This window comes from Vibrio sp. R10-SG3-ISO3 (assembly GCF_059834225.1).
The window spans coordinates 166,773-192,953 of the sequence record NZ_JCBDHE010000047.1 but is presented as its reverse complement, the minus strand read 5'-3'; the positions used below and the strand labels follow the sequence as shown (position 1 = coordinate 192,953).

20 protein-coding genes and 1 pseudogene are annotated in these 26,181 nt (G+C 50.5%); 10 read left to right on the top strand and 11 right to left on the bottom strand.

The features are described 5' to 3' along the window. From AC6R1A_RS14835 to AC6R1A_RS14825, 3 genes and pseudogenes are all read left to right on the top strand, one after another. Positions 1 to 316, top strand: a pseudogene (locus AC6R1A_RS14835) (hypothetical protein); the annotation flags it as partial. Positions 317 to 442: 126 nt separating this feature from the next. Beyond that, positions 443 to 703 (top strand): EF-hand domain-containing protein, encoded by a 261-nt coding sequence (locus AC6R1A_RS14830; RefSeq protein ID WP_500627243.1) that lies wholly within the window; start codon positions 443 to 445, stop codon positions 701 to 703. Between the two features lie 115 nt (positions 704 to 818). Next, positions 819 to 1,097, top strand: coding sequence for a putative quinol monooxygenase (locus AC6R1A_RS14825; protein ID WP_500630797.1), 279 nt, complete (start codon positions 819 to 821; stop codon positions 1,095 to 1,097). A 10-nt stretch (positions 1,098 to 1,107) separates the two neighbouring features. Here AC6R1A_RS14825 and AC6R1A_RS14820 read toward each other — a convergent pair whose 3' ends face one another. From AC6R1A_RS14820 to AC6R1A_RS14800, 5 genes are read right to left on the bottom strand one after another with little or no spacing between them, the layout of a single operon-like run. Next, positions 1,108 to 2,373 carry an allantoate amidohydrolase gene (locus AC6R1A_RS14820; RefSeq protein ID WP_500632426.1) on the bottom strand — a complete coding sequence of 422 codons (1,266 nt, stop codon included), beginning with the start codon at positions 2,371 to 2,373 and terminating at the stop codon, positions 1,108 to 1,110. A gap of 9 nt (positions 2,374 to 2,382) precedes the next feature. Further along, on the bottom strand, positions 2,383 to 3,633 hold the full coding sequence (locus AC6R1A_RS14815; protein ID WP_500638577.1) for a pyridoxal-phosphate-dependent aminotransferase family protein: 1,251 nt from the start codon (positions 3,631 to 3,633) through the stop codon (positions 2,383 to 2,385). Continuing rightward, positions 3,633 to 5,201, bottom strand: a complete 1,569-nt coding sequence (locus AC6R1A_RS14810) for a gamma-glutamyltransferase family protein (RefSeq protein ID WP_500646194.1) — start codon at positions 5,199 to 5,201, stop codon at positions 3,633 to 3,635. The genes AC6R1A_RS14815 and AC6R1A_RS14810 overlap by 1 nt, the downstream gene beginning before the upstream one ends. Beyond that, positions 5,164 to 6,387, bottom strand: a complete 1,224-nt coding sequence (locus tag AC6R1A_RS14805) for an amidase (protein ID WP_500633002.1) — start codon at positions 6,385 to 6,387, stop codon at positions 5,164 to 5,166. The genes AC6R1A_RS14810 and AC6R1A_RS14805 overlap by 38 nt, the downstream gene beginning before the upstream one ends. 34 nt (positions 6,388 to 6,421) lie before the next feature. Further along, on the bottom strand, positions 6,422 to 7,420 hold the full coding sequence (locus AC6R1A_RS14800; protein WP_500633001.1) for a bile acid:sodium symporter family protein: 999 nt from the start codon (positions 7,418 to 7,420) through the stop codon (positions 6,422 to 6,424). A gap of 269 nt (positions 7,421 to 7,689) precedes the next feature. Between AC6R1A_RS14800 and AC6R1A_RS14795 the strand changes: the two genes are divergently transcribed. From AC6R1A_RS14795 to AC6R1A_RS14780, 4 genes are all read left to right on the top strand, one after another. Then, entirely contained in the window at positions 7,690 to 8,364 is a 675-nt protein-coding gene (locus tag AC6R1A_RS14795; protein ID WP_500633000.1) for a GntR family transcriptional regulator, read from the top strand. A 9-nt stretch (positions 8,365 to 8,373) separates the two neighbouring features. Beyond that, complete coding sequence (locus tag AC6R1A_RS14790; protein ID WP_500632999.1) at positions 8,374 to 9,105, top strand: aspartate/glutamate racemase family protein; 732 nt, start codon at positions 8,374 to 8,376, stop codon at positions 9,103 to 9,105. 18 nt (positions 9,106 to 9,123) lie between these two features. Next, positions 9,124 to 10,053 (top strand): allantoinase PuuE, encoded by a 930-nt coding sequence (gene puuE, locus AC6R1A_RS14785; protein WP_500632998.1) that lies wholly within the window; start codon positions 9,124 to 9,126, stop codon positions 10,051 to 10,053. Positions 10,054 to 10,278: 225 nt separating this feature from the next. Beyond that, complete coding sequence (locus AC6R1A_RS14780) at positions 10,279 to 11,655, top strand: nucleobase:cation symporter-2 family protein (protein WP_500632997.1); 1,377 nt, start codon at positions 10,279 to 10,281, stop codon at positions 11,653 to 11,655. A gap of 85 nt (positions 11,656 to 11,740) precedes the next feature. On the opposite strand, the gene AC6R1A_RS14775 is transcribed toward AC6R1A_RS14780, so the two are convergent. Further along, positions 11,741 to 14,539, bottom strand: coding sequence for an EAL domain-containing protein (locus tag AC6R1A_RS14775; protein WP_500632996.1), 2,799 nt, complete (start codon positions 14,537 to 14,539; stop codon positions 11,741 to 11,743). Positions 14,540 to 14,795: 256 nt separating this feature from the next. Between AC6R1A_RS14775 and AC6R1A_RS14770 the strand changes: the two genes are divergently transcribed. Both AC6R1A_RS14770 and AC6R1A_RS14765 read left to right on the top strand, forming a co-directional pair. Then, positions 14,796 to 14,981 (top strand): hypothetical protein, encoded by a 186-nt coding sequence (locus tag AC6R1A_RS14770; protein ID WP_500632995.1) that lies wholly within the window; start codon positions 14,796 to 14,798, stop codon positions 14,979 to 14,981. A gap of 135 nt (positions 14,982 to 15,116) precedes the next feature. After that, complete coding sequence (locus tag AC6R1A_RS14765; RefSeq protein ID WP_500632994.1) at positions 15,117 to 16,916, top strand: choice-of-anchor I family protein; 1,800 nt, start codon at positions 15,117 to 15,119, stop codon at positions 16,914 to 16,916. Positions 16,917 to 16,974: 58 nt separating this feature from the next. Here the strand turns inward: AC6R1A_RS14765 and AC6R1A_RS14760 are convergent, their stop codons facing one another. From AC6R1A_RS14760 to AC6R1A_RS14745, 4 genes are all read right to left on the bottom strand, one after another. Further along, positions 16,975 to 17,679, bottom strand: coding sequence for an aspartate/glutamate racemase family protein (locus tag AC6R1A_RS14760; RefSeq protein WP_500632993.1), 705 nt, complete (start codon positions 17,677 to 17,679; stop codon positions 16,975 to 16,977). Between the two features lie 169 nt (positions 17,680 to 17,848). Beyond that, positions 17,849 to 20,908, bottom strand: coding sequence for an efflux RND transporter permease subunit (locus AC6R1A_RS14755; protein ID WP_500632992.1), 3,060 nt, complete (start codon positions 20,906 to 20,908; stop codon positions 17,849 to 17,851). Beyond that, positions 20,905 to 21,960, bottom strand: coding sequence for an efflux RND transporter periplasmic adaptor subunit (locus tag AC6R1A_RS14750; protein ID WP_500630784.1), 1,056 nt, complete (start codon positions 21,958 to 21,960; stop codon positions 20,905 to 20,907). Before AC6R1A_RS14750 ends, AC6R1A_RS14755 begins: the two co-directional genes overlap by 4 nt. Further along, positions 21,960 to 23,036 (bottom strand): efflux RND transporter periplasmic adaptor subunit, encoded by a 1,077-nt coding sequence (locus AC6R1A_RS14745; protein ID WP_500632991.1) that lies wholly within the window; start codon positions 23,034 to 23,036, stop codon positions 21,960 to 21,962. Before AC6R1A_RS14745 ends, AC6R1A_RS14750 begins: the two co-directional genes overlap by 1 nt. A gap of 184 nt (positions 23,037 to 23,220) precedes the next feature. Between AC6R1A_RS14745 and AC6R1A_RS14740 the strand changes: the two genes are divergently transcribed. Further along, positions 23,221 to 23,925 carry a TetR/AcrR family transcriptional regulator gene (locus AC6R1A_RS14740; RefSeq protein ID WP_487901414.1) on the top strand — a complete coding sequence of 235 codons (705 nt, stop codon included), beginning with the start codon at positions 23,221 to 23,223 and terminating at the stop codon, positions 23,923 to 23,925. Positions 23,926 to 24,029: 104 nt separating this feature from the next. Here AC6R1A_RS14740 and fusA read toward each other — a convergent pair whose 3' ends face one another. Further along, positions 24,030 to 26,048, bottom strand: a complete 2,019-nt coding sequence (gene fusA / locus AC6R1A_RS14735) for an elongation factor G (RefSeq protein WP_500632990.1) — start codon at positions 26,046 to 26,048, stop codon at positions 24,030 to 24,032. Positions 26,049 to 26,181: the final 133 nt, after the last annotated feature.

Below are 26,181 nucleotides of genomic sequence, written 5' to 3'. Positions count from 1 at the left end.
CCTGCATCAACAGAGCGCGTCGGAAGGAGGCACTTCCGGCCTTGCTTATGATATCAATCGTACTCACTATATCGAAATAGCGACGCAGATCATTGAGCAGCGCTGCACCCAATGTCACAGCGCCATACCGACTGACGATGTGTTCACCGTCGCACCTAGTGGCGCAATCTTCGACTCTTGGCAAGATATTGAGCGCTGGAGCCCGCGCATTCTAGCGCGTACGGTCGAGTCGGCCGATATGCCCTTTCTCAACAAAACCAATATGACAGACCAAGAACGTCAGCAACTTAAAGAGGCCCTTAGTCACAGCCATTAATCTTTCCCCCTCCCGCCAGTTCACACTGGTGGGAGCGTCAAATGTAAGAAAATGTAAAGCTACGAACCAAATCCCACTCAACGGCTCCAATGCTGTGTGTCAATCATTGTTAACAAGGAAAATACGATGAAAACTCTCACCATTGGTACCGCGCTACTCGGCGCTCTGTTAATCACCACCGCTTGTGCAAATGACGGGGATCGCAAGGGCCCGCCGCCAAGTTTTAGCGATATCGATTCAAATAGCGATGGCTACATCACCACTGATGAAGCCAAAGGGCCGTTAGCCCGTGATTTTAGCTCTATTGATGCCGATGGCGATGGAAAAGTCACCGAGGCGGAACTCTCGCAATTTATGAGTGAGCACCGTCCACCGGCTCGCGACTAACGAACTTAACGCCCACTTAAGACGCGCTCTTAGTGGGCGTTTTTTATCGCTATCATCCCTATGATTTCACCTATGGGCACGGTATGCTGAAGGCACTTTCTACCAAGGACGCACAATGAACAAAGTCACACTCTCCGGCCATATCATTATTCCCTTCGAAGATCGTAGTATCGTATTGGCCGAACTGGAGACACACTGTAGACTCACTCGAAATGAGCCGGGCTGCCTGTGCTTTGAGGTCACGCAAAATCCTGACGACATCCATCGATTTGATGTGTATGAAGAGTTTGTCGATCATGAAGCATTTCTGCAGCATCAACGACGAGTACAAGAGTCACAGTGGGGAAAAGTGACTCAGAATGTCGCAAGATATTACGACATCACTGAATCCTAGCTAGAGGGCGTTAAGGCGACTTTGCCTTGAGGTTCATTGAATCAATCATGCCTATCAAGCATTCCAGTGCCACCGCGACATCGTCTTGATTCACTTGTTCTTTAGGATGGTGGCTAACGCCTTTCTCACAGCGAACAAACAACATTGCGATGTCGGTCACGTTCGCCATCACCATGGCATCATGGCCTGCGCCACTCGGCAAACAGCGCGCCGTTTGAGCGGTCACCGACTCAACGACTGAGGCCCATTGCTGCTGCAAGGCGGCATCACACAGGACCGCTTGCGCTTGATATATCTTGTCACTGTCGAAATGTAGGCGACGTTTTTTCGCAATCAAGTTCAACTCGTTGATGACGACCTCACAACACGCCTCCAGCGTCGGCTGATTGAGAGAGCGAATGTCCAGAGTAAACTCGACTGCACCTGGGATCACGTTCACCGCACCCGGTGCGACGGATAGTTTACCCACCGTCGCGACAATCTCTTGCTCTCGGGCAAAACGTTCAATAAAACTCACCATTTCAGCCGCGCCGCACAGCGCATCCTGACGCAAATCTATCGGTACTGTACCTGCGTGTCCCGCTATGCCCTCTACCTTGCAGGTAAAACGTTTTGCCCCGGCAATACCGGTAACTATACCGACGGGCAATGACTCTGCTTCTAGCACTGGGCCTTGCTCAATATGCACTTCCAAATAGGCAAGCAGATCGTTACGCGCGTCGTTACCTGCGAGACTCGGCGCCAGTCCAAACTGGCGCATGGCGTCTGCCATGGTCATACCATCGGCATCCGCGATATCGAGCCAGTTGGGATCAAACTGCCCTGCGACACTGCTCGATCCAATGAGCGTGGTGTAAAAACGCATCCCTTCTTCGTCTGCAAATGCCACCACATCGATGTGGAACGGAAAGCGGCACTCTTTCAGTTGCGACAGTGCTTCAATCGCGAGAATAATACCGAGGTTGCCATCATATTTACCTGCATTTCTGACCGTGTCACTGTGAGAGCCCAGCACCAATGCTTTCGCCTCAGGGTCGCTGCCTACTTTGCGCCCCCACTGGTTGCCTACACTGTCTTGCCAGGTTTCTAGTCCCGCATCGCACATCCATTTCGCGATCAGATCGTGGGCACTTCGATGCTCTTTGGTCAGGTATCCGCGTGTCAGCGCACCCCGTTCCGCGCTGCACTGAGCGAGTTGGTCGGCTTGAGCCATAATGAGCTCAGCACCGATGCTCATCGCTTGGTGCCTCTTATCATCCACTGTATCTACACTCATGGCTGCTCCTTATTGATAATGCGCCATAGCCGCCAGAACTGCCTGACCGGGAATGATGTCCGCTTGGTGTTTGATCAGTACTGCTTCCAGTGCGGCCAAGGTGGTCAATACGCACTCTTGCCTCGCGTTGAACCCCATAGTACCGATTCGCCAGATCTTGCCATGCAGTCGGCCAAACGAGGTACCAATCTCGATACCAAACCGGTGCAGCAGCTCAAGACGCACCGCATCGCCATCGACCGCACCCGCTGCTTTTTTAACGCTCGGTATTGCCACACCGACCACGTTATTCATTTTGTAATTTTGATTGCCAAATAGCTCTAGCCCCATCGCGCGAAGCCCCGATGCCATCGCATCTCCCGCTTGCTTATGGCGGGCAATAACCTGCTCTGGGCCCTCTTCAAGGAACAGCCTTGCACACTCTCGAGCGGCATAAAGCATGCTGGTGGCTTCAGTATGATGGTTAAGGCGCTCTGGCCCCCAATAATCCATCACCATGGATAAATCAAAGTAGTTCGATTGGATTGGTGCTTCTTCACCATCAACGTGGTGAGCGGCACGAATGCCCGCTTCGACGTGTTTACGACTGTTGATTAGCGCAGCGCAGCGCTCGCTCAGCGTAATCGGCGCTGAACCCGAAGGCCCGCCTAAACATTTTTGTAGCCCTGCTGACACCGCATCGAGATGCCAGTCATCAACATACAATTCATTACCGGCAATCGACGCAGTGGCATCACAATAGAACAGCACACCATAGCGCTGACACAGCTCGCCCATCTCAGCCAACGGTTGGTTCATGGTCGTGGAGGTGTCCCCTTGAACAGTGGCGAGCAATGTTGGCTGAAAGGTTTTGATCGCCTGTTCAATTTGCTCTGGCGCGCACACTTCACCCCACTCAATATCGATGGTTTTCACCACAGCGCCAACCCGAGTCGCAATTTCGCACAATAAGTGACCAAAGCGGCCAATGACGGGGATCAGCACTTTGTCGCCCGGTTTTAACACCGACACTAACACCGCCTCAATCCCCGCGCGCGCAGTGCCATCCACCAGCATCGTCTGCGGGTTTTGGGTGTGAAAAACGCCGCGATAGAGTGACTGTACTTGGTTCATGTAACCGGTCATCACAGGGTCATACTGACCAATCAGTGACTGAGCGATGGCCTGATGCACGCGAGGATAAGCGTTGATTGGCCCCGGCCCCATCAAAAGGCGTTGCGGTGGGTTAAGTGTTTCAAATAGCTCATTGGCCTGTGACATTATTGTTCTCCTACAAAACTTTGGCCATCGCTACGCGGATCGCTACTGGCGATGGCTCTTCCTTGTTCATCCAGCACAATGGCGCCAGCATGGCCCATCAGCTCGTTATTATCGTCGACGGTGGTGACGTCGTGACCGAGCGCTACCAATTCAGCGCCGCAGCGTTGGTCAAGTGAGCGCTCTAAGCGTAAGTTGTGTGTGGCATCGCCCCACGTGCGCCCCAACAGCCAGCGTGGCTCTGAGATCGCCTTATCCAAGGGGTAAGATTGATAATGGTAGCGGCTAAATAGGCACGCTAGCGTTTGGGGCTGACCTTCACCGCCCATTGTGCCGTAGCTCATTCTGCGGCCATCACTGAGCTCAGCATAAGCAGGGTTGAGAGTATGGAAAGGCTTCTTGTTGGGTGCCAATACATTGTGATGTTGCGCATCCAGAGAAAAACTCTTGGAGCGGATATTCCATAGTACTCCGGTCTTTGGCAGCACAACACCGGACCCAAACTCCCAGTAAATGCTTTGAATAAAGCTGACCATGGTGCCGTATTGATCACTGGCCCCCATCCAGATCGTATCGCCGGGTTTGGCTTGGTGAGGCCAAGCTAGGGCGCGGTTAGGATTCACGGCAGCAGTACATTTAGCCACCTCGTCGTCACTGAGCCAATGCTGCAAAGGCTCTCGCAATGACGCCTCATCACACACCTCTCGATCACGAATCAGAAACGCTTGTTTAGTGGCTTCAACGAGGCAGTGAATGTGCTCCACTTCGGTCTGAGCGTTGACCGCTAAACGATCGTAGATAGCCAAAATCAGCAGTGACGCCACCCCTTGGGTCGGTGCACCAAAGTTATACAGTGTGCCTTTGGAGGTCTTGACATGCAGTGGTTGCATCACTTTAGCGCGAAATTGATGAAAGTCTTCAAGACGGATAGGGCTACCCATCGCGGCTAGATCATCGGCCATCGACTGCGCCAAATCTCCGCGATAGAAATCCTCTAGTCCTTTTTCTGCCAGCATCGATAGGGTATTGGCCAGCGCCGAATTGCAGATACGATCGCCGACCTTGAGCGTCTCACCTTGACTCAGATAAATATCGGCAAACCCGTCTAGCGAAGCCAGTCGCTGATAGGTTTTTTCACTGGCATTGACCAAGCTTTGCGTCGCGGTGATCCCCTCGCGCGCGGCATCGATCGCGGGGGTGAGCAATCTATCCAGCGTCATATTGCCATGATCATACTCAAGCGCTGCTTGCCAACCTGCGACCGTGCCCGCCATCGTGATGGCCGAAAGCGCGCCATGATCGGGCAGTTCATCACCCAGAGATCGGTAGGCGTTAACATCCACCTGCGCCGCCGCATCGCCGCTACCATCAATCGCGACTGGGGCTTGGCCTTGTTTCGCAATCAACCAAAATCCATCCCCTCCGATGCTATTCATATGGGGGTATTGCACTGATATCATCGCAGCGGCAGCAACCATCGCTTCACTGGCCGTGCCACCGGCGTCTAAAATCGCTTGGCCAACTTCGGCGGCTTTATGATGTGGGGCGGTAAACGCGGTTTGATGCTTCATCGGCCACTCCTTGGCTCGTGTCTAGGTTGAGTTGCATGGCAGTCTGGATAAGGGCACGTTCACTGTGCGCACCGCCAATAAACGAGAGTCCGCACGGCATCGCTGCTGCGGCGTTAGGGAGATGCAATTGCGGTAAGCCAGAGAGCCCAGCAAGACTCGTCAGACCCATAAGCTGGCTGCGATAAACGGCCAATTCATTAGCTGGCATGGTCAGTTTCGGCGCTCCGGCGGGCGTGGTAGGCAGTAGCCACCATAACGCATGGTCTTCCATATGCTCCACTAACGCCTGTTTGAATCGCTGTTGCTCATCACAAGCCGCTGTATACTGTGACTCGGTCAAGGTTCTTGCCCACTCGACGCGCGTTGCAATCGCTGGATCCAAGCTCTCCCCATAGCGCTCTAGCCACTCACCGTGTTGGCGAATGATCTCGAAACCTTGCAGGGTACGAAACAGGTGACTTAACTGATCGAGCGTCCATCCCGCACGCGCAAGATAGTCACCTTGTTGAATCTTTACACCCGATGCTTCGAGGCGCGTTAACTGCTCGGTGTGATCGGCACTCATAAGAGCACGGCACTGCTCATCAAGATAGAAGGACCGTTGGTGAGGTGCTGCACCGTGGTCAGTCGACAAACTCGTCCACACTCGCTCCATCATCGCCAAATTTCTGGTGAAAATACCGGCAGTATCAAAGCGAGCCGCCAGTTCGAAGCAATGTTGAAGGCTCAAGGCACCATGCGTCGGCCTCAACCCATACAGCCCACAATAACTGGCCGGGACACGTACTGAACCACCGGTATCCGTACCGATTGAAAAATCGCAATCGCCACTTGCCACCGCCACCGCACTGCCGCTCGATGAGCCACCTGAAATCGCGTCAGGCGCTTTGGGGTTCACTGGCGTGCCGTAATGGATATTTTGACCGTTTAAGCTGTACGCCAGCTCATCGGTCTGTACTCGCCCAACACACTCTGCACCACTCTCAAGCAAAGTGGTAATGAGCGGCGATGTCTGGCTGGCAACATCATGAGTGGCTAACCACTGTGGATTGCCTGCCCCCGTTCGGTAGCCTTTTACATCAAACAGATCTTTAAAGACAAACCGAGTGCCACTCAGTCGGCCTTTTTTTGTCGGCGCCAAAGAGTGTGGCCCTTGCGCGCAATAAATTCGAGTATCCTTACTCATCATCTTTCCTTAATGGTTGCACCGATTAGCGCGCTTAAAGCGCGGCGGCTTTTACCCCTTCGCTCTGCTTGGCGTAACGGTTAGCCAGCACGGCGCAATAGAAAATCTGGATTGGGTGATACAACATGATCGGCAGTAACAACATACCTAGCGTTGGATCGGTTCCAAAAATGACTTTCGCCATCGGGATCCCGGCAGCTAATGTCTTTTTGGTACCACAAAACACCGCCGCCACTTCATCAGGAAGATCGAAACCGGCTTTTCTTGCTCCCCACTGAATGGAGTGGACCATCACCAACAAAATCACCACACACAGCGCAATCGCCGTCAACAGCAACCCCGCAGAGAACTCACTCCAGATACCATTAATAACAGAATCACAAAAGGCGTTGTAAACGATCAAAAGAATCACATACTTATCGACTTTGTTGACCACCGCTTTGTGTTTCTCCGTCCAAGCCAGCAGGTAAGGACGAAGGAGCTGGCCTAAAATCATCGGAACCAAAAGTAACTTAGCGATCGACAACACGGAGTCGAGCAGATTGAGTGACACCCCTTCAAAGCCCATAAAGAGCTGAATCAAAGCTGGGGTGATCACCACACCAATAATGCTCGATAGCGACGCGTTAAAGATCGCCCCCGGCACGTTTCCCTTACCGACACTCGTCATCGCAACCGATGACGAGATGGTGCTCGGCAGAACCAAGAGATAACAAAACCCAAACGCCAGAGCCGCTGGCATGGTTGCGATAAAGAGATCGCCAAACACTACCCATAAAATTGGGTAGGCAACAAACGTCGCCACTTGGATGTAAATGTGCAGGCGCCAATTGGTCAACCCCGCTTCAATCGCTTGTGGCGATAACCCCAGACCATGAAGAAAGAAGACAATGGCAACCCCCACCGCCGTCAATTGGTCCAAGTGAATCGGCCCGCCGGAGCGTCCAATCTCTGCCGTGATCGTCGCAAGCGCTATCGCGACCACCATGCCGACCAAAAACCACTCTTTCTTAAGTTTTGCTAATAGATTCATTTTGTTTGTTGAGCTCTCAATCAAAGTTAAATAATCATTGTATACAATAATCAATACAAAGATTGTGCCACAATTAAATGGCAGCAGAGCTACACCGAACCACAAATTACTCATCGCTCATTGCACTTAAAGTAAGCATTTATGCTTTATAAAGGTGCAAATCGGGCCGATTTATCACTCGATGGCGTACCTGATTGAGTTTTGAAGGGATCACAACATGGTATACATATTGCTACCTTGAATTGTATACAAACAAATAGAGAGTCATCATGTCGAACGACGAAAAGATTTATCAAAAGATGCTCAAAGCCATTGTCGAGCATCAGCTTCCGCCCGGTGAGCGTTTGCCCGAAGACAAGTTATCGGAAGCGTTTGGGGTGAGCCGTACCGGGATACGCAAAGTGCTACAGCGCCTCGCGATTGAACGTTTTGTCGTGATTCAGCCGAATAAAGGCGCACAGGTCAGTCGTCCGAGTCGTCAAGAGGCGGAAGAAGTATTGGATAGCCGCATTACATTAGAACCTCTGTTGCTCGGTGAGATTTCGGACAATTGGGATCTCAAAGTGTCGCAACGTTTTCGCGATATGGTGGCGCAAGAGAAGCAAGCCGAACAAGACGGCGATTTAGCCCGATCCATTCAATTGACGGCGAAGTTCCATTATGAGCTTGCTCATATGGGCAACAACTCGGTCTTAGCTGAGTTTATCGAGCAGTTATGCTACCGCTCATCCTTGGTTATTGCCGCCTACGGTACCAGAGAGAGCGTGAGTTGTGATTGTGGCGATCATCTTGAGCTGATTGATTTGCTCGACACCCATCAAGTCGACAAGGCGCAGCAGTGGATGCGACACCATTTGATCCACATTAAGCGCTCGATTTCATTAACAGGTAAAAAAGATGCCCACGTTGATTTTACTCAGCTGTTTGCCAACACGGACTCATAAAGGTGCGCTATGAAAATCCAACTGATTAACCCAAATACTAGTGTTGCCATGACAGATAAAATTGCCCAATCGGCTTTGACTGTCGCGCTGCCCTCCAGCGACATCCTCGCTCGCTGTCCTGAGCACGGCCCTGAAAGCATTGAATGTGCGTTGGATGAAACCATCGCCTCTGCGGCCTTACTCGATCTCATCACTGACGGGGAGAAAAAAGGCGTCGATGCACATATCATTGCGTGCTTTGGCGATCCCGCGCTTGATGCTGCGCGCGAAATAGCGCAAGCGCCTGTCATCGGCATCGCCGGCGCGGCTTTTCAAATCGCCAGTTTGGTCTCGCATCGATTTGGTGTGGTCACCACCCTCTCTCGCACCGTCCCCACCGCCCACCATCTGTTGCAGCGCTACGGCTACGCGCATCTCTGTACCGGTGTGCGCGCAACCGACATTCCCGTGCTTGCCCTGGAATCCGTGCATACCTCGCTGTATGAACAGTTGCGACAAGAGTGCCGGCAAGCGCTTTCGCAAGATGGGGCTGAAGCCATCGTATTGGGCTGTGCGGGCATGTCAGATCTTGCGGCGGAACTGAGTCAAGATCTCCAAGTTCCAGTGATTGATGGCGTCACTGCCGCGGTCAAGCTTGCAGAGTCTTTGTACAGCTTACAACTTAACACGGCCAAGTGCGGTCATTATGGCGCGCCGATAGGGAAAGCCTTTCACGGCCGCTATCAGCACTGGAGTCAATAAATAACTTAAGGGATACAAATGGATAAGGATAATCCAAGAAATTATACAGGCTATGGACGCGATAACGTCCCTGATGCCCAGTGGCCAAATGGGGCAAAGATTGCGCTGCAATTCGTCTTGAACTACGAAGAAGGCGGCGAGAACTGCGTATTGCATGGCGACGCACATTCGGAAACCTTCTTGTCCGAAATCGCTGGCGCGAGCGCTTACCCTGATAGACACATGAGTATGGAATCCTTGTACGAATACGGCTCTCGGGTCGGCGTGTGGCGAATTCTCGATGAGTTCAAAGCGCGAGGTCTTCCTCTCACCGCCTTTGCAGTAGCGACAGCCTTGCAAAGAAACCCAGATGTGGCCAACGCATTACTCGATGATGGCCATGAAATTGCCTGTCACGGCTTGAAATGGATTCACTATCAAGACGCACCGATTGAGAAAGAGCGTGAAGATATGGTGCAAGCGCTCCAAATCATAGAGACGCTCACAGGAAAAAAACCGATCGGCTGGTACACAGGACGTGACTCCCCCAATACGCGCGCCCTTGTGGCCGAGCATGACCACCTCCTCTACGACTCTGACTATTATGGGGATGACCTGCCGTTTTGGACGCAAGTACCCGATGCACAAAAGCCCGGACAGACGCGGCCTCATCTGATTGTGCCGTACACGCTGGATACCAATGACATGCGATTTGCCTCCCCTTATGGATTCAGTCATGGGGAAGAGTTTTATCAATACCTCAAGGACAACTTCGATTGCCTCTACCAAGAAGGGCAAAGCAAACCGAAAATGATGTCAATTGGCCTGCATTGTCGCATCATAGGCAAACCTAGTCGCTTTATGGCACTGAAAAAGTTCCTCGACTACGTGCAATCCCATTCGGGTGTGTGGATCGCTACGCGAGAGCAAATCGCCCGTCACTGGATAGAGCATCATCCGCCAACCTAATTTCTGTTTTGCCGCTGCGGTGCCTTCCTACCCGGCGGTTTTTTCTTTCTTTGCCTCCAAAACGGGTCAACTGCACCAAGTCTATGCAACTTATCGACTTCGTTGACTGACCACTCTGACATAACTCACTGTATTTATTAACTTATCGATCCAATTAATGAATGGCACAATGGTTGCTAACTTGATCAATACAATGTCAACAATATTGTATACAAGGAAGTCAACATGTCTCACAAGGAAAACAGTGACCTGATTTATGCACTGGAAGATCGCCCCGCAACGGGTCAAGCGCTCTATGCAGGTCTGCAACACGTACTGGCGAGTTTCGTCGGTATTATTACTCCAACGCTTATCATTGGTGGCGTGCTCGGCCTTGGCCAGCATATTCCCTATCTCATTAGTATGGCGTTGATTGTTTCGGGTGTCGGTACCTTTATTCAGGCTCGCCGTATCGGGCCGATTGGCGCTGGCATGATCTGTGTCCAAGGGACCAGCTTTGCGTTTCTTAGCTCCGTACTCGCGGCCGGGTTCATTGCTAAATCTCAAGGGGGTGGCCCAGAAGAGATTCTCGCGATGATCTTCGGTGTCTGTTTTGTCGGTGCGTTTATTGAAATTGCGTTATCTCAGTTCATCGACAAACTGCAACGTATCATTACTCCTGTGGTCACAGGGATCGTCGTCACCACTATCGGCATCTCATTGATTAAAGTCGGCATGACAGATTTAGCCGGTGGCGTCAAAGCGCCCAACTTTGGCGATTGGCACAACTTAGTGCTCGGCGCACTGGTTCTTGTCACTATCATTGCGCTTAACCGTTCAAAAAACCTGATGGTGCGTTTATCGTCCATATTGGTGGGTATGGTGGTCGGTTATCTCGCCGCCGCGTCGATGGGTATGGTCAATTTCGACAATGCCTTTAATCAGCCGCTACTTAGCATCCCTCAACCGTTCAAATACGGCTTCGATTTCGATTGGTATGCCTTTATTCCCGTTGCCGTTATCTACGCAATTACCGCGATAGAATCGACAGGTGACATTACCGCCAATTGCATGATCACCAAACAACCGGTCTCCGGTGAAGGCTATTTGAAGCGCATTAAAGCAGGGATTCTAGGGGATGGGGTCAACTCCATGCTGGCGGCGATTTTCAACACCTTCCCAAATACCACCTTTAGCCAAAACAATAGCGTCATTCACTTAACTGGTATCGCCAGTCGTTACGTGGGTTATTTTGTGGCCCTGATTTTGGTGGTGTTGGGTCTGTTCCCCATCATTGGTGGCGTGTTAACCACCATACCGAAACCCGTCATCGGCGGCGCAACGCTGGTCATGTTTGGCACGGTGGCAGCGGCTGGGATTAAAATCATCGCGCGCGAGAAATTGGATCGTCGCAACTTGATGATTTTGGCTGTCTCGTTTGGCTTTGGTCTCGGTGTCATGCTCGTGCCAGACATCTTGGGCCAAATGCCTAAACTGGTGCAAAGCGTGTTCGGCTCTCCCGTCACAACCAGCGGTATTGCGGCGATCATTATGACGTTGGTCCTCCCCACTCAGCCAAAGGCGGAAGCTACGCTCTCTACCGACGCTGAATCGGTCGCTTAACGACACTTTAACTAAAAAACGCCCGCCTCTTTTTCAGAGGCGGGCGTTTTTAATTGTGCCAATACAAGACCTTATGCAGTGGCATTCAAGCACTGGAAAGATTAGCCGGTTGCGCTTTTACTCGCGCGATAAAGGCATTCTCTGTCACCGGTTTTGAAATCAAATAGCCTTGAATGTAATCAAAACCCACCTCATTCAAGCGCTCCAACTCCTGCACTGTTTCGACCCCTTCAACAATCGGGGTGATGTGCAGTGCATGACAAAACACCAAAATCCCTTTCAATATACCGATGTCCACTTCACGTAGCCCGTGGCGCACAAAACTTTGGTCAACTTTTAGGGTATCGACCGGCAAACGCTGTAAATAGGTCAATGACGAATAGCCAGTGCCGAAATCATCTATCGAGAAACGAATACCCAACAAACGGCACTTCTTAATCATGTTCGACACGTGATTCAAATCTTCAAGCGCATGCGTCTCTAAGATCTCGATTTCAAGCAAACCTTGTTTGATGTTTGGGTAACGCGCCAGTTTGTCTTGTAGTATCTCAAACAGGTCGGTTTGACTGAAATATTCGTGGCTGAGGTTGATGCTCAAATTAAGCGCTAAGCCCGCCTCACACCAGGCATCTAGCGTCTCCATCGCGCGCTCAATCACCCAATCATCGATCTGTTTAAAGAGGCCTAAACGATGCACTTCTGGCAAGAACATATTGGGGGTTAAAAAGCCTTTGACCGGATGATTCCAGCGAATAAGGGCTTCAGCGCCGACGATTTTCTTCTGCTTAGAGCTGGCTTTGGGTTGGAAGTAGAGCTCCAACTCATTGCGGTTTATCGCGCCGATTACTTCAGTGATAAACTCATTGTCGGACGCTTTTTGATCCTGATTATTATCAAGGCATACCGCTTGGTTCCCGCCTCGCATTTTTGCTTCATAGGATGACAGTTCCGCACGGCGCAAAAGCTGCTCTGGCTCCGTCACCCCTTCTGCTGGGTAGAGTGAGATCCCGACACTGACACTTAGCGGTATCGTATTGCCTAAAATATTGACCGTTTCTGGCAACTGGCGCTGAATGTCTCGGATGGTTTGGCTAGCGTGCGTCTCGCCATAGACGACCAAATAAAATTCATCGCCCCCCAATCGCAGGGCTTGACCGGACTCGCCCACCAGACGGTTCAATTTATCCAACACGATGTCAATACAGTGATCCCCAGCAGTGTGGCCATAGGTTTCGTTGATGTAGCGGAAATTATCGATATCAAAAAAGCCAACCGCAGTTTGACCGCCGACAAACTCGCTTTTGGACATCACATCCGTCAAATAGGTAAAGAGTTTGACGCGATTTCCCAAACCGTTAGTCGGATCTTGATAAGCAATCTGCTCGATGATGCGCTCTTGAGTTTTACTTCGGGTGATGTCGATGGATGAACCACAGATGGCGTAGATTTCACCCTTGTCATTCATCAAAGGGACTTTACGCGTATGCACGATCATCTTCTTGCCGACATCTTCATGCCAATAGGTTTCTTCACTGCTGTAGGGCGTTTTCGAATTGACCACTAACTGATCGACGCTTGAAATACGCGTTGCGACGTTTTCATCAAATAAGTCATAGTCGTCTTTGCCGAGCACCTCGTCTTCGTCCAAAGAGAGGTTTTGACACATTTTTTTATTCGCAAACAGATATCTACCATGCTCATCCTTGAGGTAGATGTAGGAGTCTAAGCTGTTCAATATCGACTTTAATTTGTCTTCATCTTGCTCTGCGGTGCGCTTTTTCACCCATGCAAGCAGCGCCAAGGTCGTTAAGATGATAAATACCAAACCAAACAGCGTCATGACTTCGACATAGTAGCGACTCAATAGCGGCTCGGGCTTACCCAATATGTGGCTGCCAGAGGGCAAATCGCGCTCTTTAATACCAAAACGTGTGAGCTGAGCATAATCAAACAGCGCCTTAGTAGGCGGCTGAACCACCATGTCCTCTTCAATAAAATAGCCGCGATGAAAGTATCGGTGAGCAAGCTCTCCGGCTAGTACCGCATGAGCGCGGTGATCCACCACTAGTCCACCCAGAAACCCTTGACCAATACCATGTTGATAAGGATGGACGATCGGCGCAGTGGTAGCATCAGTGATAAGGTGCACCGACTCCTCAAAAGAGAGAGCCACGTTATTCTTGTCTCGATAAGCCGAAATCAGCAGGACCACACTGTTGTGTGCATCAATCGACGCCATGTCCTCTATCAATTCACCCCAAGCAAGCGTCGCTAAATCGAGTTTTTTCCAATTAAAATCGGGGTAGTCTGCGATAGTGCGAAACAGTTTCTCAAAGTCGGCACGCCCTGAGGTAGTACCATCCACTAACAGATGAATGTTCTCCACGTGGGGCATCGCCTCTTGGATAAACTGTATATTTTCATCAAATGACACAGCTTCAATCACGCCTGATACCTGCTTGTCTCCTTTGAGAGATAAGGCAAGCTCAACATTGTTGACACCCAAAAACACAATCGGCAGGTCACGAAACAGCCCTTGCCGCTCAGAGAGTACAAATCTTAGCGCATTGTCGTCCACCGTGATCACCATGTCGTATTTCTGGCTGTTGAGAAATTGGTAGGAGATCGCTCTTTTATAATTGGCGACACTGACGACATCATAAACGAGTTTACTGTACATATAAGAGACATCGAGAAGGACTGAATCTCGGTCTAACACTTCGTTTAAGCCATAAGAGATATCGGCGTAGGTAGGAAAGTTGGGATCGTAGGATTTGATCACAAGAATGCGAGCATGGTCTATATCACTAGCTAAACTTTTCAGTGAGACCACTAGGCACATCAGTACACACCAGCAAGTAAAGCGTCCACGGCCTAGATTCATCCATTACTCCAGTTTTGCGCGTTATCCTTTATCATCCGTCACTCAGCATTTGATGTTTAGCGTATTTCATTTTTGCAACGAATCTACGCAATTTATGCGATTTCCTCAATCAATGAATAGCCTATAACCTTCATTTTCACAACGCAAGCGGCGCGAGTCTGCCACATTTCCCCTAAGCTTGAGCCAGGTCATTTTTTCTATAGAAAACCCAAGTTAGGTTGAAAATTGTAACAACAACCAAACAGGGACGAAACATATGGAACTCAAAAAAGATCCTCGCTGCTATACAGACGTGTGTATCGACGGTCGTTGGTTTCACCACGATCACTGCACGACTCGAGTCTACATGCTTAAGGGCGGTGCAGAGTGCGAGCTGAAGCTTACCAAAACCCCCTCTACCGAAGATGAGCTTGTGCACTTAATTACTCAACAACAAAGTTAGTTTTTAGAAGTCGCTCTCACTCTTTGGTTTATCCGTCTATATCAACTTTTCTTTCACATTGATGAGACAAAAGCGACACGGTTTGTTCATAAGTCCTCCTTAGACTAGAGCCACATTCATCAAGGAGGATTTACTTTGTCTTTTCAATCTCATACCGCGCCTTTTGCTCTTCGTACATTGGCGATCACCGGCGTGTTGACCGCCCTTTCCGCTTGCTCATCACCTACAGAACAAAACAGTACGCTTGTTCCTGCGCTGAGTTGTACAGCAACTGTCGCACCTTCGCAAAGTGAGACTTCTATTGCAGGTTTAACGCTTATGGGTCGATACGCGGCCGATGCGCCGTTTGCCACCTCGGCCGCTGAAATCGTCAAATACGATGCCTGCACTGACCAACTATTTGTTGTTAACGCACAGGCCAAGAAAGTCGATGTACTCACGCTTAGTCACGATCATGCCCCCAGTTTGAAGACGCAACTCGATCTTCAGCAAGCGGCGACACACGCAGGCATTGAGATTGGCGCAGCCAATAGTGTCTCAACGCATCAGGGATGGGTCGCGGTCGCGATTGAAAACAGCATCAAGCAAGAAGCGGGCATCATCGCGCTCTACCGCGGTGATACGTTTGAGCTGCTGACCACCTACCCTGCTGGCGCACTGCCAGATATGGTGAGTTTCTCCAAAGACGGTCGATATATCGCGGCCGCCAACGAGGGAGAACCCAACAGCGATTACAGCGTCGATCCAGAAGGCAGTGTCACCCTCATCGACCTTTCAACGGGTTATCACAATGCGATTGTCACGCAAATTGGCTTTACCGATTTCAATGAAGGTGGCGTCCGTCACGACGAATTGGGTAGCGATGTTCGACTCTCCGCTCCGAGTGCCAGCGTGCCCCAAGATCTCGAGCCGGAATACCTTGCCTTTGATGATAAAGGTCAGCTATTTGTGGCACTGCAAGAGAACAACGCCCTCGCGAAAATTGATGTGACGACAGGCCGAGTTGAGGCCATTTATGGACTGGGCGGCAAATCATGGTCTACTGCCACTCTTGATGCTTCAAATAAAGATAAAAGGCTCGGTTATTTTCAATCCTACCCACAGTTGGTTGGCCTTTATATGCCCGACTCCATTGCCACCTATTCAGTCGACGGCGTCAGCTATATCGTTACCGCGAACGAAGGGGATGGCCGCGAGTATGGTTTCGATAGCACTCAACAGCAATGCGATACCAAGGGCTACCAATGGGATGGCGACGATTACTCTGGCACCGCTGATTATGGTTCAAAAGTCGATTTTTGTATCGCGTATAGCGATGAATTACGAGGCAAAAAACTCAAGGTGAGTGACGATCATCCACTGGCTCTCGCGTTAAAAGATAATCAGCAGCTCGCACGATTAAAGGTGATCGACCCAGGCAAGACGTTACAGAAAGATGAGGTTGTCGAGGCGTTTGGCGCGCGATCGTTTTCTATTTGGAATGAGCAAGGCGAACGCGTTTACGATAGTGGCGATCAATTTGCACAGATTGTCTTCGCCATGCAGCCGGAGCACTTCAATAGCACCAATGACAACAACGACAGTGCAGACGACCGCAGTGATGATAAGGGCGTCGAACCTGAAGCGATCGAAATGGCTCAGATTAACGACCGTCACTACGCGTTTATTGGCTTAGAACGTCAAGGCGGTATCATGGTGTATGACGTCACGGACCCTAGCGATGCGATGTTCCTTCACTATGTGAACCCGCGTGATTTTAACCAACCTGTCTGCACCAAAGTCGATGAGGGAGAATGTGATAACCAGACCTACAACCCTAAAGCCGGTGATTTAGGCCCTGAGTCGATTCATTATTTCACTCGAGCTGGCGAGCACTTTATCGCGGTCGGCAATGAGGTCAGCGGTACAACCTCGATTTTTCACATTGATTTGTAACTCTGCTCAATTGAGGCCGTCGTAACAGGCGGCCTACTTAGCCTCAAGAATTCGCTGTCTAAAGCGAGCCTTCCTCAAGCGCCATTGCCACAGCTTCTGCCGCGTGAATGGCGACGGTGTCGAATAAAGCCACTGAGGTGTCTTGCTGTTTGACCAACAATCCTATTTCGGTGCAACCCAGAATCACCCCTTGTGCGCCTGCTGCCGCTAACTCATCAATAATGGTGTGATAATCGTTTTTCGAGCGTGGATTGAGCGTTCCCAAACAGAGCTCTTGATAAATCACGTCATGCACCAATCGGCGCTGCACGCCGTTGGGCACCACCACCTCAATACCAAATTTATCCGTTAACCTTTGTTTGTAGAACGCTTGTTCCATCGTAAATGCGGTGCCGAGTAATCCCACTTTTTCGATACCTTGCGCCTGAAGTGCACGCCCCGTTGCATCGGCAATGTGTAAGAGAGGAATCGACACGGCGCGCTCAACCTGCTCCGCCACCTTGTGCATCGTGTTGGTCGCTATGATGAAAAAATCGGCGCCAGCACGTTCGAGCGATTGCGCTGCCTGCGCCAATATCCCCCCCGTTGCCTCCCACTCACCTTGGTGTTGCAACGCTTCAATTTGCGCAAAGTCGACACTGTGGATAATCACTTTTGCGGAGTGCAAACCACCAAGCGCGGCTTTCACTCCCTGGTTGATCTGCGCGTAGTAGGTTGCCGTTGACTCCCAACTCATGCCGCCAATCACGCCTATGGTTTTCATACTCTGTCCTTGTGAATTCGAATCATGCTCTTAGCCCACTCTATAGCAGGCATAGATCGCTCGCAAGCACCCGTTGGGTTGGTCGAATGCCAGGCCAACCCATTCTAAGTGCGTAAAAAAGCCCGGCTTAACCCCGGGCTGCCTAACTATCGAATCAAGGTATGGTTCACTATCCGGCAGTGGATGGTTTAATTCGATATAAGAGGGCAAAAAGTACCGGTACTACAATTAACGTGAGTACCGTCGCAAAGCCAAGCCCTGCCATAATGGTGATAGCCATTGAGCCAAAGAAGGCGTCAAACACCAGTGGAATCATGCCAAGAATGGTGGTTAATGCCGCCATACTGACCGGGCGCACACGGGAAATGGCACTGTCAAACACCGCTTGATAAGGATCTTTGCCTGCTGACAGTTCTATGTTGATTTGGTCGAGCAACACAATGCCGTTTTTCAAAATCATGCCACTCAAACTCAGTAACCCAAGAAACGCGGTGAAACTGAACGGCATATCCGTCGCCAGTAAGCCAATCGACACCCCGATAATCGAGAGCGGCACGGTAAACCAGATCACCAATGGCTTACGCAGCGAATTAAACAGCAGCATAGTGATGATGAACATCAATAAGTAGCCCATCGGCAACGAACCAAACAAGGCCTGCTGGGCATCTTTTGATGACTCATACTCGCCGCCCCAAGAGATCTCATAACCCTGTGGCAACGGCAGTGCTTCCACTTTCGGTTGTATGCGGGCAAAAAGGCTGGCCGGAGTTTCATGACCCAACACATCGTGATCGGCGAGTACGGTCAAGGTGCGTTTTCTGTCTCGACGCTGGATGAGGGGCTCTTGCCAATCCAATGCGACGCCGTCAATCACCTGCTCCACTGGCACGTAAGTTTGCAACGTGGGGCTGTAAATTTTGACATTGGCTAACGATTCAAAATCAATGCGCTCCTGCTCGGGCAAACGAGCCAAGATCGGCAGCATATGCGTGCCATCCCGCAATAGGCCGATGGTTTTCCCGCCAAATGCCATTTGCAACGTATCGGAAAGGTCTTGTTTCGAGATACCTAATCGGCGCGCCTTCGATTCGTTGAACTGCGGCACCAACTGCTTGGAGCGTTCACGCCAATCATGACGCACATTTCGTGCCCCTTCATCTTGGAGCAGTACGTCTTCCACTTGCAGCGCAATATCACGCAATACTTGAGGATCTGGGCCCGTAATACGCGCTTCAATTTTTGACGCCGGCGATGGGCCAAATTCCATCAGCTTAAACTGGAATGTCGGCTTGTTGAAACTCACAGCCAGAGTCTGATCTAACTCTTCCAACAAGGTGAACATCGACTCGCGATCGTGGGTGCGCACTTGCAGCTGAGAATACGCTTCATAGCTTTTCTCAGGCTGGTAGGTCAACGCGAAACGTTGCAAGCCTTGACCCGTCGTGGTCGAGACAAACTCGACGTTCTCTTTTGAGCGAATAAACTGCTCAACTTTCTGTGTCTCGTGCAAGGTTTCACGAATGTCGGTGCCTTCCGGCATCCACATATCGACGTAAAACATCGGCGTGTTGGACGGTGGGAAAAACTGCTGTTTAACCAGGCCAAAGCCTCCGACCGCGACCACCAACAGACCAATCATGCTGGCGACAGTCAACCAACGAAAACGCAGGGCGAATTTAAGGCTCGCACCAAAGATGGCAAACAATACCCCTTGGTATGGGTCAGCGTCCTTGTCGTCACTTTGCGGCGCTTCTTTGAGCAACAAGTCAGCCAAGAATGGCGTGAGGGTCAAGGCCGTCACCCAACTTAAGAACAGCGAATAGCAGAGTACCCAAAATAGAGAACCCATAAACTCGCCTGTTGCATCTTCGGACAATCCAATCGGAGCAAACGCGGTAATCGCAATGACCGTCGCACCAAGCAATGGCCACTGGGTTTGTTTGACAATGTCGGTGGCCGCTTCAAGCTTAGATTTACCGCGCTTGAGACCGACCAAAATCCCCTCAACCACCACGATAGCGTTGTCCACCAGCATACCGAGCGCAATGATCAGTGCCCCTAGCGAAATTCGGTGCAACTCAACGTCATTTTGCTTCATCATAATGAAGGTGCCGAGCACGGTCAGCAGCAGCACAGCGCCAATAATCAACCCGCTACGCAGCCCCATCGCAAACAGCAGTACCACGATCACAATCGCCACGGCTTGGCCTAAGCTGACAATAAAGTCATCGACGGACTTTTCTACTTCCGCCGCTTGATTGTAGAAATAGTGGATATCCACACCCGCAGGTTTGATGGTTTCAAGCGCTGACAACTCCGCCTGCAAGGCTTTGCCTACTTCGACAACATTGACGCCCGCGCCAAAAGAGATGGCTAAGTTGATCGCTGGCTCACCATTGAAGGTCAGCACATTGGTCGGTTTCTCCTCAATGCCACGACTGATGGTCGCGACATCCTTGAGACGGATTAGATTCCCCGTATCTCGGCCATGAATGATCAAATCTTGCAGTTCTTGTTCAGAGGTCAATGAACCGTTCGGTCGAATGGTCAGCACTTGACCATTGACCATGATTTCGCCCGCCGATTGCACGCTGTTTTGCTGATCGAGCAAGCTCACCACGGAGTTCAAATCAAGATTCAATGCCGCCAATCGCTCCAAAGAGATCTCAACAAACAGTTGCTCTTGCTGATCACCACTGATCGCGACTCTGCCCACCCCAGGCACCAACTCCAGTTCGCGACGTAAATAATCGGCGTAACGTTTCAGTTCGATGTAGTCGTAATCCTGACCGGTCAACATCAACATGACGCCGTAGACATCACCAAAATCATCAATGATCTGAACAGAAGTGACGCCACTGGGCAGATTGGGTTTTAAATCATTGATCTTGCGACGCATTTCATCCCAGATTTGCGGTAATTCATCCGGTCCGTATTCCATTTCCATGCTCACGGTGATTTGTGACATACCATTGGACGACGTCGAGGTGATTTTATCGATATACGGCAGTTGACGAATCTCTTTCTCCAGCGGATACGTCAGCTCCTCTTCGACTTCTTGTGAGGTCGCGCCCGGATAGGTGGAGATAATCATGGCGTCTTTGATCGTAAAAGCCGGGTCTTCCAAGCGGCCTAAATCCATGAAAGAGGTGTAGCCACCCACGGCTAAGATGATCAGGAACAACCAACTGATCACTTTGTTCTTGATTGAATATTCGGCAATACTCACAGCTGCGCTCCTGAAATGTCCATGCCTTCTCGTAATTTGCGTAGGTTGGAGTTGATTAATACATCGCCTTGCTCAATACCACTGGCCACCAGCGCGCCTTGTCCTGTAATTTGGTCCACATTGATGGCGTAGCGATGCGCCTTGCCATCTTCCAGTTTCCAGACATAAAAGGCTTGCTGATCGCGCCCGGCATCAATGGCCGTCATCGGTACTTGGTACGCGTTGATTTGACTCAAACCCGCTTTGACCAAATCGACGGAAATTTTGGCGCTGGTGCCCGGAAGTAACCGCTGATCCAACGCGGGCATGCTCAGCCATAATTGGTAAGTTTGTGTTTGCGGGTGAAGCTCACTGGTGTGCTCAAGATAACGCATCGGATAACTGCCACTTAAGCCAGAAAAGGTCGCGACAGGTTGATATTGCTTAGCGTTCACGGTCGGATTTAGCATGGCGAGCACAGAATCGGACACTTCGATTTTCACGTAGACATTATCCGACTGATACAGTGACACCACCGACTCGCCCGGTGTGGCATTTTCAAATTTCTTCTTCTCAACCGACGCAATCACACCATCAAACGGCGCTTTCAAGCGTGTATAGTGCATTTGTGCCTTTGCCAAGCCCAAGTTTGCCTGCGCCAGTTGTAAGTTGGCGCTCAGTTGATCAAGCTCCGCGCTCGAAATCATGTTCTCTTGGCGCAGATTTTCACCGCGTTTTTGCTGTTTAAGCGCCAATTCGTAGCGAACTTGAGCATCAATCAAGGCTTGTTTCGCTTTCGAATCATCGAGCAGCGCGACCACTTGACCTTTAGTGACACTGTCACCCTCTTTCACCAACATGGCGCTGATTTCGCCATCTAAACGAAAGGAGAGTGGTGTCAGTTCTGCGGGCATCACTTGGCCATTGAAATTGCGAAATTGACTCTCGACGGAGTGGTTCACTTCGTATGTTTCAACCAACAGATCATGGCGCGGACGATGCGCATTGTCTGGCGTGCATGCTGCCGTCAGACTGGCCGCCATCACTACCAATGAAAGATGAGAAAACTTCATCAGATACCTCCCTCTTTGGTCCACGCTTTGACTTGTTGGCCGGGCATCAAGCGTTCCACTCCGGCTTGCACAATCAAGTCTCCTTGGTTAAGACCCGAGGTAATATGGCCTTGCGCATCCACCATCACTTGCACGATTTCCAGCGTTTGGGTTTGGTCATCAAAACGATATAACTCACCATGATGCTGATCACGGCTCACCCAGGCACTGTCATCAATGGCAAACTGACCTTGCAACTGCGCATTGTGAAGTTTCACCTGACCTGTCATCCCCGGCAGCAAATTAAGCGTTTCAGGGCGAGTGAATGTCAGGCTTGCGCGGTAACTGTTGGTGTCGTTGTCTGGCTCGGTCGAAATCTCTTTGAATTGGGCAGGAATCATCACGTCACGGTGACTATCCATCACTAACGCAAAGTCAGAAGAACCAATATGAGACAAACCATAGCGCTCGGCGTAGCTCACAGGAATGGTGAACACCACATCCAGCACATCGTTATTGATGACATTGAGGACCACTTGGTTCGCCGCAACCACTTGATTCTCTTTGCTGAACGTAAGGGACACCACCCCATCAAAAGGGGCGACGATCTTCGTGTATTGAAGATCTGTCTTTGCCTGCTCTAGGGCGGCGGAGGCGGCTTTGTATTCTGTCTCACTTTGATCAAACGTATCCACACTGATGAGTTTCTTCTCGTGCAATTGTTTGGCGCGCAAGTAAGCGGTTTTCGCCAACTGGTATTGGGCCAGTTTCGCGTCGTAGGCCAATTGGTAATCGGTGTCATCAAGCTCGGCCAATACCTGACCTTTTTTCACTTCACTGCCCATGCGTACTGCCAAGGTGTCAATTTCACCGGCCACTTGAAAGGACAACTCTGCGCGGTCAGTGGCATCAATATTGGCAATAAACGAGTCAAAACGCTTTTTGTCCAAATCAGGCACTTCCAACAGTTTGACGGGTTTGACCACGGGGTTGGTGACCTCTGAATTAGCGGGATTGCACCCGGCTATCCACGAACTCACCGCAGCGACAAGCGCGAGCTTTGCCAAGGTAGGCATAGACTGTATCGATGTATCCATTATTATCACATCACGATTTATTACACACCCGTGCAGTATATGAGTTTTATTGGCGGGATCAATGTTTATTTTCCAGACGTACAATATAAAATTTGTTATAGTGTCTAGGTTTGTCACCCCGCTTAATGAAAGTTGAACTAAGATCTGGTAAAACTGCAGTGTTGCAGATGTATGAAAGAAAACGATGACAGAAAGAAAACAAGGTAGACGCAGCGCACAAGACGCTGAGCAAACCAAATGTGAAATCATGAACATCGCCACTGAGCTGTTTTGCGAGCTGGGGTACGAACGCGTGTCGCTACGTAATATCAGTGAAAAAGCGGGCGTGTCTCATAGCCTGATCCGCCATCATTTCGGCAGCAAAGAACAAATTTGGTACGCCATCAGCGACGGCCTGCACCGTTACATGGAAAAGTACATGCGTGCCATCTTGGACAACATGCCCGAAGGGGCACCGCCGAATGTGCAGCTCTATCGTTTTGCGGTCCACTTGTTGGCAAATATGTTGCACTTCAAGCAACCGATCCAACTGATCGCAGACGCCGTGCGCCAAGAAGATGCGCTGTTTGATTACTTTATCGATAACAGTGGTGAAATTGAGAACATCGTCAAATCGCTCGAAACCGAGTACAACCAAGCGCACCCTGAGGCACCCATTAAGATTTTGGAAATGAAGTGGCTGATGATGATGTTTGCCCACGGCGCCGCTAGCCTGACCCCATTTATGAAAGAAACTTGGGCAGATGAAACCAGTGATTATCAGCAGTGTTTACTCAATCACTGGCGCATGTTCAATACCATGATGTCGCGTAAGTTCCATGTGGATCCACAAGACATACTCCACCCCACCAGCGTGGAAGCGCTGATTTTCGATGTGCCGTGTGAGTAATCACGCCTAGCCAACCCAAGGGCTTGTCGGTAACCGCATTCACTTCAGAATCAAAAAAAGCGCCAACTCAGGTTGGCGCTCGTTTCAACTTAAACTCCACCCATTTAGGCGTTCGACGATTGGCATACCTGCTGCTGCACTTGAACCGGCGCTGGCTCGTAGTGGCTGAGCGTCATGCTAAAGCTGCCTTCGCCTCCGGTGAGGGCGCGGAGACGGCGCGCGTAATCTTGCAGCTCATTAACCGGTGACTTGGCTTGCAAGCGCGTGAAGTTACCGTCAATTGGCACCGTCCCCTCAATCAAACCGCGATTACACGACAGGTCGCCCGACACATCGCCGACGTTTTGAGTAGGAATTTGCAACTCCATCTGGACGATAGGCTCAAGCACAATCGGATCCGCTTGATTGACCGCATCAAGAAACGCCTTTTTCCCTGCGATGACAAACGCGATCTCTTTGGAGTCCACCGAGTGATATTTTCCATCGTGCACAGTCACTTCGATATCACGAATAGGATTGCCTGAAATCGCACCCTCTTCTAGCGCTTGGCGGATACCCTTTTCAACCGCAGGGATCAGCGAGGTGGGGATCGCGCCGCCAACCACTTTATTGACAAAGGTAAAACCTGCGCCGCGCGGCAGCGGTCGAACCGACAAACTCACCTCACCAAATTGCCCCGCGCCGCCACTCTGTTTTTTGTGGCGGTAATGGCCTTGCGCTGGCTTGGTGATGGTTTCAAAGTACTCAACGCTAGGTTGACTGGTTTCCACTTTTAACTTGTAGACGCTCTCCATTTTCTCCAGCGCAACTTTAAGGTGGAACTCGCCTTGACCACTGATGATGGTCTCATTGGTGCGCGCGCGGTGCTCAATCCGCAGCGAGGGATCTTCACAGGCGATTTTGCTCAGTACATCACCCAGTTTCTGCTCGTCGCCACGCTTGGTCGGTTTTAGGCACAGTGAGTACATAGAGTCAGGGAAATCGAGCGTTTTTAGGCTCACGCCATCTTCGTCGTGTGAATCATGGACAATCGCATCAAACTCCAGCTCATCGACTTTCGCGAGCACGCAGAAATCCCCTGCTAACGCTTTTGAAATCTCGCGCCGCTCTTTTCCTTGCAACTGATAGAGATGCCCAACTTTGAACGGTTTATTACCATCGCCTATAAAGAGTTGGCTCCCAGCATTAATTTCACCTTGGAACACTCGTAAATAGGCCAGTTTGCCCATATAAGGGTCAACGCTCACTTTGTAGACGTGTGCCACGCTGTGCGACAAGGTCTCACAATCGACGCGCACTTGTTTACCTTGTTTGACGAGCAGCGGCGGGTTACCTTCGTTTGGCATGGGCATAATTTCACTGAGCGTACGCAGCAGCAATTCCACACCAGCTCCGTTTTGAGCAGAAACAAAACAGATCGGGATAACGTGCCCGGTACGCAATGCCTCTTCAAAAGGGTCATGCAGTTGACCCGCCGTCAACTCTGAACCTTGCTCAAGGTAGAGTTCCATCAGCTCTTCATCGACTTCGATCACTTGATCAATCAAGGTTTCGTGCGCCGCTTCGACATCGGTAAGCAGTGTTGATTGTTCATAGTTGGGCTCAAAATAGCAATCGACGACTGTCTTACCATCACGGGAAGGCAGGTTAATCGGCAAACAGTAATCACCGAAATGTTCTATTATCATCTCCATCACTTGCTCAAGCCTATCACCATGATTATCCAGCTTGTTGATGATGATCATCTGACATTTTTTCTGCGCCTTAGCAAAGGCGTAGAGACGGTCAGCGGTTTGGTTGATGGGCATCTGCGGGTCAATCACTAGCGCCGTGGTTTCAACCGCAGGGTAGACACTGAATGTGCGCCCAAGCAGCTCTGCTTGTCCTGGGGTGTCGATAATATTGAGTCTGTGCTGCTGCCAACTGAGGGTAACAGGGGTCGCTTCAATGCTGTGTTGATATTGGATCGATTGAGCGTCGAAATCAGTGACAGTATCGCCTTTTTCAACGCTGCCAAGATGTGTGGTGGCATCGCAGGTGAAGAGCAGTTTTTCGATCAGCGTGGTTTTACCGCTACCTGCCTGACCGACAAATGCAATATTGCGTATCTTATTAAGTGGCATAACGCCTCCTAGCTTCTGTACGTGGTCATATACCCAAAAGTGGGGTCATCGGCGTGGGAGTGTGGGCGGGATTACCGCCGAATCGTCTTCCATGTGAGTTTTCGAATAACGCTCTGCATAGGACCACCTAAGG